This is a genomic window from Flavobacterium eburneipallidum (genome assembly GCF_027111355.2).
GTDB classification, from domain to species: domain Bacteria; phylum Bacteroidota; class Bacteroidia; order Flavobacteriales; family Flavobacteriaceae; genus Flavobacterium; species Flavobacterium eburneipallidum.
The window spans coordinates 85,664-99,893 of record NZ_CP114291.2 but is presented as its reverse complement, the minus strand read 5'-3'; the positions used below and the strand labels follow the sequence as shown (position 1 = coordinate 99,893).

13 protein-coding genes and 1 pseudogene are annotated in these 14,230 nt (G+C 34.1%); 5 read left to right on the top strand and 9 right to left on the bottom strand.

Annotation, left to right across the window (positions count from 1 at the left end; translation table 11 throughout):
- The first annotated feature begins 66 nt into the window (after positions 1–66).
- Positions 67–2,391, top strand: a complete 2,325-nt coding sequence (gene metE / locus OZP15_RS00395; RefSeq protein WP_281336689.1) for a 5-methyltetrahydropteroyltriglutamate--homocysteine S-methyltransferase — start codon at positions 67–69, stop codon at positions 2,389–2,391.
- Between the two features lie 141 nt (positions 2,392–2,532).
- Here metE and rpmA read toward each other — a convergent pair whose 3' ends face one another.
- Together rpmA and rplU are read right to left on the bottom strand one after the other, a co-directional pair.
- Entirely contained in the window at positions 2,533–2,793 is a 261-nt protein-coding gene (rpmA, locus tag OZP15_RS00390) for a 50S ribosomal protein L27 (RefSeq protein WP_111409679.1), read from the bottom strand.
- Positions 2,794–2,816: 23 nt separating this feature from the next.
- A complete protein-coding gene (rplU, locus tag OZP15_RS00385; RefSeq protein WP_281336688.1) occupies positions 2,817–3,230 on the bottom strand; it encodes a 50S ribosomal protein L21 in 414 nt (137 codons plus the stop codon).
- A 265-nt stretch (positions 3,231–3,495) separates the two neighbouring features.
- Between rplU and OZP15_RS00380 the strand changes: the two genes are divergently transcribed.
- A complete protein-coding gene (locus OZP15_RS00380; protein ID WP_269226528.1) occupies positions 3,496–4,821 on the top strand; it encodes a M16 family metallopeptidase in 1,326 nt (441 codons plus the stop codon).
- A gap of 12 nt (positions 4,822–4,833) precedes the next feature.
- Positions 4,834–6,882 (top strand): M16 family metallopeptidase, encoded by a 2,049-nt coding sequence (locus tag OZP15_RS00375; RefSeq protein WP_269226527.1) that lies wholly within the window; start codon positions 4,834–4,836, stop codon positions 6,880–6,882.
- Between the two features lie 81 nt (positions 6,883–6,963).
- Here the strand turns inward: OZP15_RS00375 and OZP15_RS00370 are convergent.
- Positions 6,964–7,832: pseudogene (locus tag OZP15_RS00370) on the bottom strand (DMT family transporter).
- Between the two features lie 112 nt (positions 7,833–7,944).
- Between OZP15_RS00370 and OZP15_RS00365 the strand changes: the two are divergent.
- Both OZP15_RS00365 and OZP15_RS00360 read left to right on the top strand, forming a co-directional pair.
- The gene (locus OZP15_RS00365) at positions 7,945–8,316 is read left to right on the top strand and encodes a heavy-metal-associated domain-containing protein (RefSeq protein ID WP_281336687.1); all 372 of its coding nucleotides are present in this window, start codon (positions 7,945–7,947) and stop codon (positions 8,314–8,316) included.
- A gap of 78 nt (positions 8,317–8,394) precedes the next feature.
- Entirely contained in the window at positions 8,395–9,375 is a 981-nt protein-coding gene (locus OZP15_RS00360; RefSeq protein ID WP_281336686.1) for a LuxE/PaaK family acyltransferase, read from the top strand.
- A gap of 57 nt (positions 9,376–9,432) precedes the next feature.
- On the opposite strand, the gene OZP15_RS00355 is transcribed toward OZP15_RS00360, so the two are convergent.
- The 6 genes from OZP15_RS00355 to OZP15_RS00330 form a co-directional block, all read right to left on the bottom strand.
- Positions 9,433–10,341, bottom strand: a complete 909-nt coding sequence (locus tag OZP15_RS00355) for a pseudouridine synthase (RefSeq protein WP_281336685.1) — start codon at positions 10,339–10,341, stop codon at positions 9,433–9,435.
- Positions 10,342–10,610: 269 nt separating this feature from the next.
- Entirely contained in the window at positions 10,611–11,531 is a 921-nt protein-coding gene (locus OZP15_RS00350; protein WP_281336684.1) for a geranylgeranylglycerol-phosphate geranylgeranyltransferase, read from the bottom strand.
- A gap of 1 nt (position 11,532) precedes the next feature.
- A complete protein-coding gene (locus OZP15_RS00345; protein WP_281336683.1) occupies positions 11,533–12,471 on the bottom strand; it encodes a mevalonate kinase family protein in 939 nt (312 codons plus the stop codon).
- Positions 12,472–12,484: 13 nt separating this feature from the next.
- On the bottom strand, positions 12,485–12,787 hold the full coding sequence (locus OZP15_RS00340) for a type II toxin-antitoxin system RelE/ParE family toxin (protein WP_269226525.1): 303 nt from the start codon (positions 12,785–12,787) through the stop codon (positions 12,485–12,487).
- 2 nt (positions 12,788–12,789) lie between these two features.
- A complete protein-coding gene (locus tag OZP15_RS00335) occupies positions 12,790–13,008 on the bottom strand; it encodes a hypothetical protein (protein ID WP_281336682.1) in 219 nt (72 codons plus the stop codon).
- 28 nt (positions 13,009–13,036) lie between these two features.
- A complete protein-coding gene (locus tag OZP15_RS00330) occupies positions 13,037–14,137 on the bottom strand; it encodes a diphosphomevalonate decarboxylase (protein WP_269226523.1) in 1,101 nt (366 codons plus the stop codon).
- Between the last annotated feature and the right edge of the window lie 93 nt (positions 14,138–14,230).

Sequence of the window (14,230 nt, the reverse complement as noted above, 5' to 3'; positions counted from 1 at the left end):
TTTAGGTAAATTTAAGTTTAAAAATCCATTATAATACATTTGTACAGTAATAAATACTTTAATATAATGAAAACAAACAATTTGGGTTACCCAAGAATTGGTAGCAACAGAGAGCTAAAAAAAGCCAGCGAATTATACTGGGCTGGAAAAATTTCTGCCGATGAATTATTAGAAGTTGGAAAAAACATTCGTGCTACAAACTGGCAATTACAAGCCAAAACAGGAATCGATTTAATTCCATCCAATGATTTTTCGTTTTACGATCAGGTTTTGGATTTGACACTTACTTTGGGAGCAATTCCAAAACGGTATAGCGAAATTGCTAAAACCAACTCCGCTTTGGATTTGTATTTTGCAATGGCAAGAGGTTCGCAAAAAGAAGGGCAAGACGTGGTAGCAATGGAAATGACCAAATGGTTCGATACCAATTACCATTATATCGTTCCTGAATTTACAAAAAACCAAAAATTTGAATTGTTTTCAACCAAAATAATTGACGAATTTGTAGAATCAAAAAAATTGGGAATTAAAACAAAACCAGTACTTATTGGACCTGTTTCTTATTTATTATTGGGTAAAGAAAAAGGCGACGATTTTCACCGAATTGATTTGATCGAAAAAGTATTGCCCGTTTATTTTGAAATTCTTACAGCTTTACAAAACGAAGGAGCCGAATATATTCAGTTAGACGAGCCATTTTTAGCTTTGAATTTGACGGATGCAGCACGTAATGCGTTTACTTACGTTTACAATGAAATCAACCAAAAATTCCCTTCCTTAAAAATAATTTTAGCCAATTATTTTGACTGTTTTGGAGAGAATTTAGAAACTGTTTTAGCTTTACCAGTTCATACGCTACACTTGGATTTGGTACGTTGTTCTTTACAATTGGATGATATTTTAGATTCAGGAAAATTGGCATCTAACGTAAATCTTTCTCTTGGAGTGGTTGATGGAAGAAACATTTGGAAAAATGATTTCAAAAAATCGTTAGCATTAATTGAAAAAGCAACCAACGCTATTGGTAAAGACCGAATTTTGATTGCGCCGTCTTGTTCACTAATTCACAGTCCGTGCGATTTGGATTTAGAAACCAACGATGCAACATTAACGCCTGAAATCAAACAATGGCTGGCTTTTGCCAAACAAAAAATAGAAGAAATTGTATTGCTTCAAAACTTTGCTCTGGACGAAATAAGTCTGGTTGATTCTGTTTCGTTTCAACAAAATACTCTTGCTAATGAAAACCGTAAAACTTCAAAATTAATCCATAACGATAGCGTGAAAAATCGTGTGGCGAGTATTACAACTGGAGATGATGAAAGAAAAAATCCTTTTGCCACAAGAAGAAAAAAACAAATTGACTCCTTGAATCTTCCTTTGTTTCCAACGACAACAATTGGTTCTTTTCCCCAAACGGCTGAAGTGCGTAGTTGGAGAGCCAAATTCAAAAAAGGGGAATTAAGCCAACAACAATACGACGATTTACTTCAAAAAGAAACTGAAGAAACCATTCGTTTTCAAGAAGAATCAGGAATTGATGTTTTGGTTCACGGAGAATTCGAACGTAATGATATGGTGGAATATTTCGGCGAACAACTGGATGGATTTACTTTCACCAAAAACGGCTGGGTTCAAAGCTACGGTAGCCGTTGTGTGAAACCTCCCGTTATTTATGGTGATGTTTCCCGTCCAAAACCAATGACTGTAAAATGGTCATCCTTTGCACAATCACTTACGCCAAAATGGGTAAAAGGAATGTTAACTGGGCCAGTAACTATCCTGCAATGGTCGTTTGTTCGTAACGATCAGCCGCGCTCTGAAACTTGTACGCAAATTGCTTTGGCGATTCGTGATGAAGTGGTGGATTTAGAAAAAGCCGGAATCAAAATCATTCAAATTGACGAACCTGCTATTCGTGAAGGATTGCCATTACGAAAAGAAGAATGGGCAAACTATTTGGATTGGGCGATAAAAGCGTTTAGAATTTCGGCTTCAGGTGTAAAAGACGATACCCAAATTCACACACACATGTGCTACAGCGAATTCAACGATATTATTCAAAATATTGCCGATATGGATGCCGATGTTATCACTATTGAATGTTCACGTTCGCAAATGGAATTATTGGATGTTTTTGCTGATTTTAAATACCCGAACGAAATTGGTCCTGGAGTTTATGATATTCACTCGCCACGAGTTCCTTCACGAAATGAAATGGTTCATTTATTAGAAAAAGCATCCGCTGTTGTTCCTGTAGATCAACTTTGGGTAAACCCTGATTGTGGTTTAAAAACCAGACATTGGGATGAAACTAAAAAAGCCTTAATTGAAATGGTTGCTGCAGCACAACAAATGCGAGTTGCTGTTGAAAATATAGCAACGGTTTAAAATTGTAATTATAACTAAAAAAAACCTAGTAGATTTTTATATTTACTAGGGTTTTTGCTTTATGGCAAAATTTTATACCATAACAGCAACAAAAAACCCGCTTCTTTCGAAACGGGTTTTGTAATAAATAGAATCTGATGCTTATGCTTCGAATGGAAGAATAGATACATACGATTTATTATCTCTTTTCTTTTGGAACTGAACAACTCCATCTACTCTTGCGTGTAGGGTGTGATCTTTACTAATGTAAACGTTTTCACCTGGATTATGTTTTGAACCTCTTTGTCTTACGATGATGTTCCCTGCGATAGCAGCTTGTCCACCAAAAATCTTAACGCCTAAACGTTTTGATTCTGATTCTCTACCATTCTTGGAACTACCGACACCTTTCTTGTGAGCCATGACGTATTAGTTTTATATTGTTATTATTCTTGAGTGTCTTCTTTTTTAGCTTTTTTAGCTTTTGGAGCTGCATCAACTTCTTCAGCTGCTACTGCTTCTTTTTTTGCCGCTGCTTTTTTAGTACCAGAAGCTGTAATGCCTTCAATTACAATTTGAGTAAGATATTGTCTGTGACCGTTTCTTTTTTTGTATCCTTTTCTTCTTTTCTTTTTGAAAACGATAACTTTATCTCCTTTTAAGTGTTGTAACACTTTGGCTTCTACTGAAGCTCCTTCTATAGCTGGGGCGCCTATTGTGATTGAACCGTTATCATCTAACAAATAAACTTTGTCGAAAGAAACTTTCGAACCTTCTTCATTTGCCAAACGGTGAACGTAAACCTTTAGGTCTTTGCTAACTTTGAACTGCTGCCCTGCTATCTCTACGATTGCATACATAACAAATTGTTTTATAAATTTTTAAGGATGCAAATATACAATTAAATATTTAACCTGCAATTAGTTCTTCTAAAAATTAGTTTATTTGTCTAAATACTTGTTTTTAAAGGCTTTCTGTTTGATTTGAAACTAAATTTTTGGAGGAAAATTGTTAATTTTTTACCAAAGTTGAAATGATTTTCGGTTCATCTTTAAAAATAAGATATTTTTGATGTAACAATAATTGGTTTAATTACACCAACAACGAATAAATTTATTAATCCTTATGAAAAAATCAATAATGGCGTTAACTGCATCACTTTTGCTCGGAGGAATCGCTTCTGCCCAAAAAGTGGATTTCGAAGAATACAATTTAGATAATGGATTACACGTAATTTTACACAACGATGATGCCGCTCCTGTAGTCGTGACTTCGGTAATGTATCATGTGGGATCGAAAGATGAAACAGCAGATAGAACTGGTTTTGCTCACTTTTTTGAACATTTGTTATTCGAAGGAACCAAAAATATTAAAAGAGGGGAGTGGTTCAAAATAGTGACTTCGAATGGGGGTGTGAACAACGCTAACACAACAGACGATCGAACCTATTATTACGAAGTATTTCCATCTAATAATTTAGAACTAGGACTTTGGATGGAATCCGAAAGAATGTTGCATCCTGTTATCAATCAAATTGGTGTAGATACTCAAAACGAAGTCGTTAAAGAAGAAAAAAGAACCAGCTTTGACAATCGCCCTTATGGTAACATAGTAACAGTGGTTAAAGAAAATATGTTCAAAAAACATCCGTATCGCTGGAGTACTATTGGGTCAATGAAAGATTTAGATGCCGCTACTTTGGAAGAATTTCAAGCCTTTCACAAAAAATTCTACACGCCTAATAATGCCGTTCTAGTAGTTGCAGGACAAATTGATATCGCTCAAACCAAAGAATGGATTCAAAAATATTTTGGTGCTATTCCAAAAGGAGAAACTCTCAAAAAAGAATCTTACACCGAAGAGCCTATTACACAAACTATCAAGGCTACCTATAAAGACCCAAATATTCAAATCCCAATGTTGGTAGCTTCTTACAGAATACCATCCATGAAAACCCGTGATGCTCGAGTTTTGGATTTAATTTCATCTTATTTGAGCGACGGAAAAAGCTCCAAATTATACAAGAAAATTGTAGATGAAAAGAAAATGGCACTTCAAATAGGAGCCGTTGGTTTTAATCAGGAAGATTACGGAATGTACATCGTTTATGGATTACCAATGGGAACCGTTACAACCAGCGATTTACTCAAAGAAATGGACGAAGAAATTGTAAAACTGCAAACGGATTTGATCTCTGAAAAAGATTATCAAAAACTACAAAACATTTTTGACAATCAGTTTGTAAATAGCAATTCCAATGTAGAAGGAGTGGCCGAAAATCTAGCCAAATACTATATGCTTTACGGAGATATCAATTTGATAAACAACGAAATTGATTTATACCATTCCATCACAAGAGAAGAAATTAGAGATGTAGCCAAAAAGTACTTAAATCCAAACCAAAGACTGATTTTGGATTACATTCCAGCAACCGAAAAAGTTCAAAATTAAGCCCTACAAATCATGAAAAAGACAAGTTTACTACTATTCATTTTGCTCTTAAACGGAATTATGCAAGCACAAGATAGACCACAACCCAAAGCTGGAAAAGCACCAGAAGTCAATATTAAAAAACCACAAACCTTTGTTTTGCCCAATGGCTTGAAAGTAATGATTGTTGAAAATCATAAATTACCAAGAGTTTCTTTTAATCTTACCCTAGACAATGCTCCATTTGCTGAAGGAAAAATAAAAGGAGTTGACGAATTGACCAGTAGTCTCATCGGAAACGGTTCTAAAAAAATAAACAAAGACGATTTTAACGAAGAAATTGACTTTTATGGAGCCAGTATCAACTTTAGTTCTAGTGGTGCTTTTGCTACTGCGCTTTCTAAATATTCTAACCGAATATTAGAATTAATGGCAGAAGGTGCTTTGAACCCCAACTTTACTCAAGAAGAATTCGACAAAGAAAAAGCCAAAATGCTTGAAGGTCTTAAGGCCGATGAAAAAAGTGTTCCAGCCATTGCCAATAGAGTTACTGATGCGTTAACCTTTGGAAAAAACCATCCGTCTGGCGAATTTGTAACCGAAGAAACACTCAACAATGTAACGCTTGCTGATGTTCAAACGAATTATCAAAACTATTTTGTTCCTGAAAACGGGTATTTAGTGGTTATTGGCGATGTAAAATTCAAAAAAATTAAACCTGTTATTGAAAAATTATTTGGTTCTTGGCCAAAAAGAAGCACACCAAAACTGACTTATCCTGATCCAAAAGATGTTGATTTCACTCAAATCAATTTTATAGATATGCCTAATGCGGTACAGTCCGAAATTGGATTAGTCAACATAGTGCATTTAAAAATGAATGACCCTGATTTTTTTCCTGCCGTATTTGCAACACACATTTTAGGTGGCGATTTCAACAGCTATTTGAATATGAATTTAAGAGAAGAACATGGCTGGACGTATGGTGCGAATGCCATTATCGGAACGGCTAAATATGTAACCAAGCTAAAATCTAAATCGGCAGTAAGAAACGTAGTGACCGATAGTGCTGTGGTAGAATTTATCAAAGAGATTAAACGAATTCGAACCGAGAAAGTAAGCAACGAACTGCTCAACGATGTCAAAGCTTCCTTCATTGGAAAATTTGTAATGCAAGTACAGCAACCTCAAGCCGTAGCGAGATATGCGTTGCGAATTGAAACCGAAGATCTTCCCGAAGATTTTTATGAGAATTATATCAAAGCCATTAACGCTGTAACGCCAGAGCAAATTCAGGCTGCTGCCAACAAATATTTCATGATTGACAACACTCGAATTGTAATTGCAGGAAAAGGTGCTGATGTTATTCCAGGTTTAGAAAAACTGAAAATACCCATCTTTTATTTTGATAAATTCGGAAATCCTGTAGCAAAACCAGTGCTTAAAAAAGAAGTTCCAGCTGGTATTACGGCTAAAAGCGTTTTAGACAATTACATCAAAACCATTGGTGGCGAAAAAGCAATTGGTAGTGTAAAAACTATTTCGATGTTAGGCTCAACCACCATTCCGCAAGCACCATCGCCATTAACATTTACCAACAAAGTAGATAATAAAGGGAAATTGGCTGTAGAAATCGCTATGGGAGCAATGAGTTTGATGAAACAAGTAGTCAACGAAAAAGGCGCTTATGTAACACAACAAGGACAAAGAAAAGAAATTACAGGGGCTGATTTAGCCGAAATGAAAGCCAGTGCTATTCCTTTTGAAGAAATTCAATTAGCAAAAAAATCGGATATCAAACTTACCGGAATCGAATCTATCGACGGAAATGATGCTTACGCCATTCAAAACGGAAAAACCACTTTGTATTATGATGTAAAATCAGGTTTAAAAGTTGCTGATTCTAAAATCCAAGAACAAGGCGAAAACAAAGTAACTTCAACTACCTATTACAAAGATTACAGAGAAGTAAAAGGGGTGAAATTACCTTTCAATATTATTCAGAATGTAGGCTTTGAATTGGACATCAAAATGTCTGAAGTAAAAATCAACGAAGGTGTTACTGATGCCGATTTCAAATAAAAAAATGTTTTATAAATTCACAAAGGCTGTCTCAAAATAGACGGCCTTTGTTTTTTCTGCAAAATGCCATCTGAAATAAAATCACTCTTTCTTGGCTGACAAATAAACGCCTAGTAAAATAATAAAAGCTCCCAGAAACTGAACAGGAGTCAACATTTCGTTATCCAACAATCCCCAAAAAAAAGCTACCACTGGAATCAAATAAGTAACCGAAGTAGCAAAAACAGGCGATGCAATTTGAACAATTTTAAAGAAAAGAATATTAGCAACGCCAGTTCCTAACACTCCCAAAATAAAAATAAAAAACACGGAATGTTGCACACTTTCAACAGCAATTGCATCAAAAAATCCAGAGTAAAACAAAACCAAAATCGCTGGCAAAAGCAAGACCATAAAATTACCCGTTGTAATACTCAACGGACTCAAATCCGACAAATATTTCTTGATTAAATTGACATTTATGGCATAACAAACAGAAGCCATCAATACTAAAATAGCGTAATAATAATTTTGCTCTGGATGATGCAAAGCACCATTCACGATTAATAAAAAAGTGCCTATCAACCCGATAATAACCCCAAAAACTTGCGCTCTCCTGAAACTCAATCCAAAAGCCAAAACACCGATAATCAATGTATTAATGGCGTTAAAGAATTAAGTATAGAGCTCACCGTACTATCCATTTGAGTTTGTGCCAAAGCAAATAAATATACGGGAACAAATGTTCCTAAAGCGGCAGTTAAAGTAATGTATTTCCATTTGTTGGGAGGGATTTTAGCCAGACTTTTAAACCCAATTAATAATAAAAAAGTAGCGGCAAATAGAATTCGCAATGAACCTAGTTGTGTTGGCGTCAAGCCAATCAATCCTTTTTTTATTAAGATAAATGAACTTCCCCAAATAAAGGCAAGAGTTATTAAATAAACCCATTTTAACTTTTTCGAATCCATATACCTAAAATTTGGCTCAAAATTGTAATTTTTTTATGAATTAGAAGTGTTTTTTTTCTTTAATTTTGTCCCTAACAACAGTTTATCAAAAACTATTAAAAACCCAATGATAATGAATTTTTCAAAATCAATAGTATCAGTAGCGCTTGCAAGCCTCTTATTCGTGGGTTGTAAAGACAAAACTACCGACCCTGTTTCAGAAACAGATACTAGCGTCCCTAAAGTAAAAAAAGAAATAACAGCCGCTAATTTGCAAACCGCCACTTTCTCAATCGACGGAATGACTTGCGCTATTGGTTGTGCAAAAACTATAGAAAAAGAATTAAGCGGATTAGAGGGAATTCAAAACGCTACGATAGATTTTGAAAAAAAATCAGCAGTAGTCTCTTTTGATAAAAGCATCCTCAAATCGGAAACAATTACTAAAGTAGTTGAAAATACCGGAGACGGAAAAACCTACAAAGTTTCGAATATGAAACTTTAACAAAACGAAAAAATTCAATAAAACTCCAATTCTAAAGTTGGAGTTTTTTATTTAATTACCTTTGTCAAAATTATTTTTTTGAGTTCTATTCCCGACATATTTTCGATTTCCAGCCATAAACAATTTGAAAAAATTGCTTTAAAAACCTTTCGTTTCCAATATGAAAACAATTTGGTATATCGTGAATTTTGCGATTTTTTAAAAACAGATGTTCAAAAAATAAAAGCATTGGAGCAAATTCCGTTTTTGCCTATCCAGTTTTTTAAAAGCCACAAGGTGGTTTCGAATACCAATGTAGCCGAAGAAACTTTTACCAGCAGCGGAACAACTGGAATGGCGACCAGCAAACATCATGTTACCGATATTTTATTATATGAAGAAAGTTACCGAAAAGGATTTTCGCAATTCTATGGTAATATTGAAGATTATGTGATTTTGGCTTTGCTTCCTTCTTATCTAGAACGAGAAGGATCTTCTTTGATTTATATGGTCGAAGATTTAATACAGATGACCAACAATCCCGAAAGTGGATTTTATCTTCACAATCACGATGAGCTTATCGAAAAATTAATTCGATTGGACAATGCTGGACAAAACCTGATTTTAATTGGGGTTACTTATGCTTTATTGGATTTGATCGAAAAGAAAAAGTTTCAACTGCAAAACACAATCATCATGGAAACGGGCGGAATGAAAGGCCAGCGCAAAGAAATGATTCGTGAAGAATTGCACGAACTTTTGTGTGAGGGTTTTGGAGTTGCAGCCATCCATTCGGAATACGGAATGACCGAATTACTATCACAAGCCTATTCGTTAGGAAACGGAGTGTTTGAATGTCCTTCTTGGATGCAAATCCTAGTTCGTGATACCGAAGATGCTTTGACTTATGTTTCAGAAGGAAAAACTGGCGGGATTAACGTGATTGATTTAGCCAATATCAATTCTTGTTCGTTTATTGCTACGCAAGATTTGGGCAAAAAATATCCCAACAACTCTTTCGAGGTATTGGGACGTTTTGATAACTCTGATATTCGGGGTTGTAATTTGATGGTGATTTAGTCTATTTGAGTTTATTCTAAAATGATAGAATGGCTATGAATAGAGTATCTCAAAAAATTAAACATTTTTCAAATTGATAATTTCTTGTTCGGTAAGTAATCTCCAGTTTCCTCTTGGAAGATTCTTTTTGGTTAAACCTGCAAAAGCAACTCTGTCAATTCTTAAAACATCATAACTGAAATGTTCAAAAATAGAACGAACCACTTTAACGTTAGAAGACCTTAATTTCAGACCAATTTCGCTTTTGGCTTCACCTTCAACATAGCTTACTTCTTCTACAAAAACACGGTGTCCGTCTAGAACTAATCCTTTGCTTATTTTTTCTAAATCTTCAAATTTCAGATTCTTATCCAAAGAAACTTGGTAGATTTTTGATGATTTATTGGTTGGTAAAGTAAACTTACGAATCATATCCGTATCGTTTGTAAATAACAACAATCCAGTAGTATTTTTGTCCATTCTTCCAACAGGAGCAATTTTAGACGTAGTCGAACCTTTAACCAATTCCAAAACATTGCGGTATTCCTGACCTTCGTCAAGTGCTGTAGTAAAGTTTTTGGGCTTGTTCAATAAAATATATACTTTTTTTTCTGGAGTTAGTTTTACACCATCAAAATTCACTTCGTCACCTGGTTTTACCATATATCCCATTTCGGTAACAGGAATTCCGTTTACCTTAACATTTCCAGATTGAATATAAATATCGGCATCACGACGTGAACACACACCAGAATTGGAGATGTATTTATTCAAACGAATTTCGTCTTTTGCTTTAGGTCTTTTAGGTGCCTGATTTGGTTTTTTCTCTACTTTATCAGTCGTAGCTTCAACTGCTTTAGTAGTTGGTTTTGCTTTTTTAGGACCTTGTGCCCTTTTTGGCATCGCAGGTTTTGGCTTATTCGAGCTTGGTCTTGAGCTGTTTGCCCTACCACCGCTTTTTTTATTATTGCCTTCCTTGTTGTTCATAATATTCTATAATTTACTTCGTCAGTTCGGCCTTTGATGGCCTCGTGTGTGCAAAGATAGTTTTTTATTGCTTACTAGTTGATTGTTTTTGGATTAGCAAAGAATTCAATTTTGAGATTTTTCGCCACGAATTGCACTAATCGCCACAAATCTCATGAATTTTTAAAATTGAATCACACAAATCCTTAATTGTAGTTTAAGGATTAGTGTAATTTTTAGAGAAACATTTTTTGTGTAAATTAGTGCAATTCGTGGCGAAATTTTATGAATTAAATAGATCTCAATAGTTTCTCACCGTGCCACAACACACTTGGATTGATGAGCACAATACAAAAAACACCCGCCACGATTAAGAATTTCAAAACATTATGAAGTAATACATATTGCTCTTTCGTATTAGATTTCCATAAGTAAAGCAGGAAGAAAATCAAGATGATAAGGCAAGAATAAAAATAAATGTCCATATAACCCACGTCGAAAATTTCGATTAAAATATAGACGGGAATTATAGTGGAAATTGTCAAAAAGCTGATTATTTTTTTAGAAATAGCTTCACCATAAATAATCGGAATCGTTTTATAGTCATTAGCCAAATCGCCTTTGATGTTTTCTAAATCCTTAATCATTTCTCGAATTAAAATCAATAGAAATAAGAAAACTGCGTGTCCGAAGATAACTTCATAAAAATTTTTATAGTACAAAAGAATCGCAAAAAAGGGTAAAATGGCCAAAATTGCAGCAGTTAAGTTCCCAATTATTGGGTATTTTTTAATGCGATGGGAGTAATACCAAATCAAGAAAATATAAACCGAAAAATATAAAAAGGCACGCCAAGAAACCATAACAGCTAACAAGGCTACGATAAAATTAAGGGTAAAATAAACTTGAAGTTTTGTTTTTTGACTTACTAATCGATCCAACATTGATTTGTTGGGGCGATTGATTAAATCCTTTTTGCTATCGTAAAAGTTGTTGATAATATAGCCAGATGCAATCGTTAATGAGGATACAAAAACGATTATAAATAAATCAAAGTCAAGTAATACGGATAACGCTCTTTTTTCGGGAGCGAGTATAAAAATAGCCGAAAGGTATTGAGCCAAAACGATAATCGGAATGTTGTAACCTCTAATCACAGAGAACAAACTGATGAATTTCAGAACTATAAGTTTGTTCTTTCGGTTAAGCATTTTAGAATTGGTAAACGACTTCTAATTTATAATCTTTCAAGGCTAATTTTGCTTTTTCCAAGTTTTCGGTAAAACCTAATATGTAGCCACCACCACCAGAACCACATAGTTTCAGGTAATAATCATTGGAATCGATTCCTTCTTGCCAAATACCATGAAATTGTTCCGGAATCATTGGTTTGAAGTTGTTCAATACAACTTTAGATAATTTTTTGGTGTTTGAAAATAAAGACTTCATATCGCCACCCAAAAAGCTTTCCACACAAGCATCGGTATGCTTGATGAATTGTGATTTGAGCATTTTTCGGAAACCTTGATCTTTCAATTTTTCCATAAAAATATTGACCATTGGAGCTGTTTCGCCTACAATTCCTGAATCTATTAAAAAAACAGCGCCAGTTCCTTCCAAGCTTTGAGTTGGAATTCCAGTCGCCTCAATATGGTCTTTCGAATTGATTAAAATCGGAATGCTTAAATAACTATTCAAAGGATCCAATCCTGAACTTTTTCCGTGGAAAAAAGATTCCATTTGTCCAAAAATAGTTTTTAGCTGCAATAATTTTTCACGAGTTAAATTCTCAAGAACAGTAATTTTATTTTGTGCATATTTGTCGTAAATAGCGGCTACTAATGCACCACTACTTCCCACGCCATACCCTTGTGGAATACTGGAATCAAAGTACATTCCAGTTTCAACATCATTTTTTAGTGAGACCAAATCGAAACTTACCAATTCCGGTTGTTCGGTTTGCAAGTTTTCTAAATAAGAAACATAACGTCTTAAATTCCCGTTTGATTTTATGGCCTCTGCAGATGGATTTTCTTCTCTTTTCAGAGCTCCATTATAAAAATTATAAGGAATAGATAAACCTTTAGAGTCACGAATGATTCCGTATTCTCCAAAGAGTAATATTTTTGAGTAAAATAAAGGTCCTTTCATATATCGTTTGAACTTATTTTATTTTGTTAATTTTTATTGGATTCTGTCTGGTATCGAAAACAGAAAGTATAATAATGTGTTTGCTGTTGTAATGATAAAACAAAGTAGATTGTTTGCTAATTACAGCTTTTCTAATCTTTTTATTGATGCCCGAAACTGGAAATAATTCTGGATTTTCAAGAATTAAATTTATAATGGAATTGATTTTATTTGAAAACTTCTTTTTTGTTTTTTCATTCCATTTTGATTCCAAATAGTTAAAAACATTTTGAAATTCAATTTTCGCTCGAGGAGTAATTACGACTTCTCTTTTCATTACTAAAGATGTGGTTTTATAAAATCATCAAATGATGAATATTCACCTCTTTCGTATTGTTCCATTGATTCGTTTATAATATCTTGTTGCTCCTCCGTCAATTCATCCCACCAATCTTTTTTTTCGGTTGAGAATATTTTTCGGATAGATGCAAGTATAGACTCATCGTTAGTTTCTTCCAACAATTTCATCAATTTTGATTTTTCTAATTCAATGTTCATATTCTATCTTTTTAGAAATATAAATATATTAAATTTTAGCTGAACCCATTCCAATTTCGTCACAAAGGTACTGACCATTTTGACAATAGCCAACTAATTCGTTCTTAATAAATTGCAAAACGTTTTCTTTTACATTTTCGGGGTATAAAACGTGTACGTTTGCACCAGCATCTAATGTAAAACAAACAGGTATTTTAGTTTCGTTTCGGTACTTCCAAATGGCATTAATAATTTGGAGTGTGTTGGGTTTCATCAAAATAAAATAAGGAATCGAAGTCATCATCATCGAGTGCAATGTTAAGGCTTCGCTTTCGACTATTGTTATGAATTCGTTTAAATTTCCGCTTTCGAAAACGGTAATTAATTTATCTAAATTTTCGTGAGCTTGTTCAAAACGTTTTTCAGCAAATGGATGTCCGTTCATTAAATTATGACCAACGGAACTCGAAACTTGTTTTTCACCTTTGTCAACTAATAAAATGGTATCTTGAAAATTCTTGAATTTTTCGTGAATCGTGTTTGGAAATGCTACTCCAAACAAATCCGAACTTCCTTTGATATTGTTGTGATTGCCCCAAACGACTACTTCTCCTTTTACACTTCGGCAGGCACTTCCTGAACCCAAACGTGCCAAGAAAGAAGCTTTGTGATAAAAATAATCCTCAGTCATTTCTGGATTTAATACTTTTTCTAAACTCATTAAATTCATTGCCAATGCCGCCATTCCTGAAGCAGAAGAAGCAATTCCTGAACTGTGCGGAAAAGTATTTTCTGTATCAATTGTAAAATGATAGTCTTTTAAAAAAGGTAAGTAAACCAAAACTCTTTCAAAAAACTGCTGAATTTTTGGCTTGAAATCTTCTTTTGCTTTTCCTTCAAAAAGCAAGTCGAAAGAAAAAGTATCTGTCACATTGAGCGGAGACGAAATGTCTTTTTTATCAAAAGTCAATGAGGTAATCGTTTTACAATTATTCAAAGTAAAACTTACCGAAGGATTGGCTGGAATTTGCTTGTCTTTTTTGCCCCAATATTTCACTAAAGCAATATTGCTGGGAGAACTCCATTGGAATTTTCCTGAATCTATAGCATTTGTGTAAGAAGACGGAATAAAATCGTTTGCTGTAAACATCAATTAAGTTTTTTGCAAAGATACTTTTTTGCTTTAAACCTTGATTTTTTATTTATTGAATCGTTCAAAGTTTTGATTAATTTTGAAAAAAAA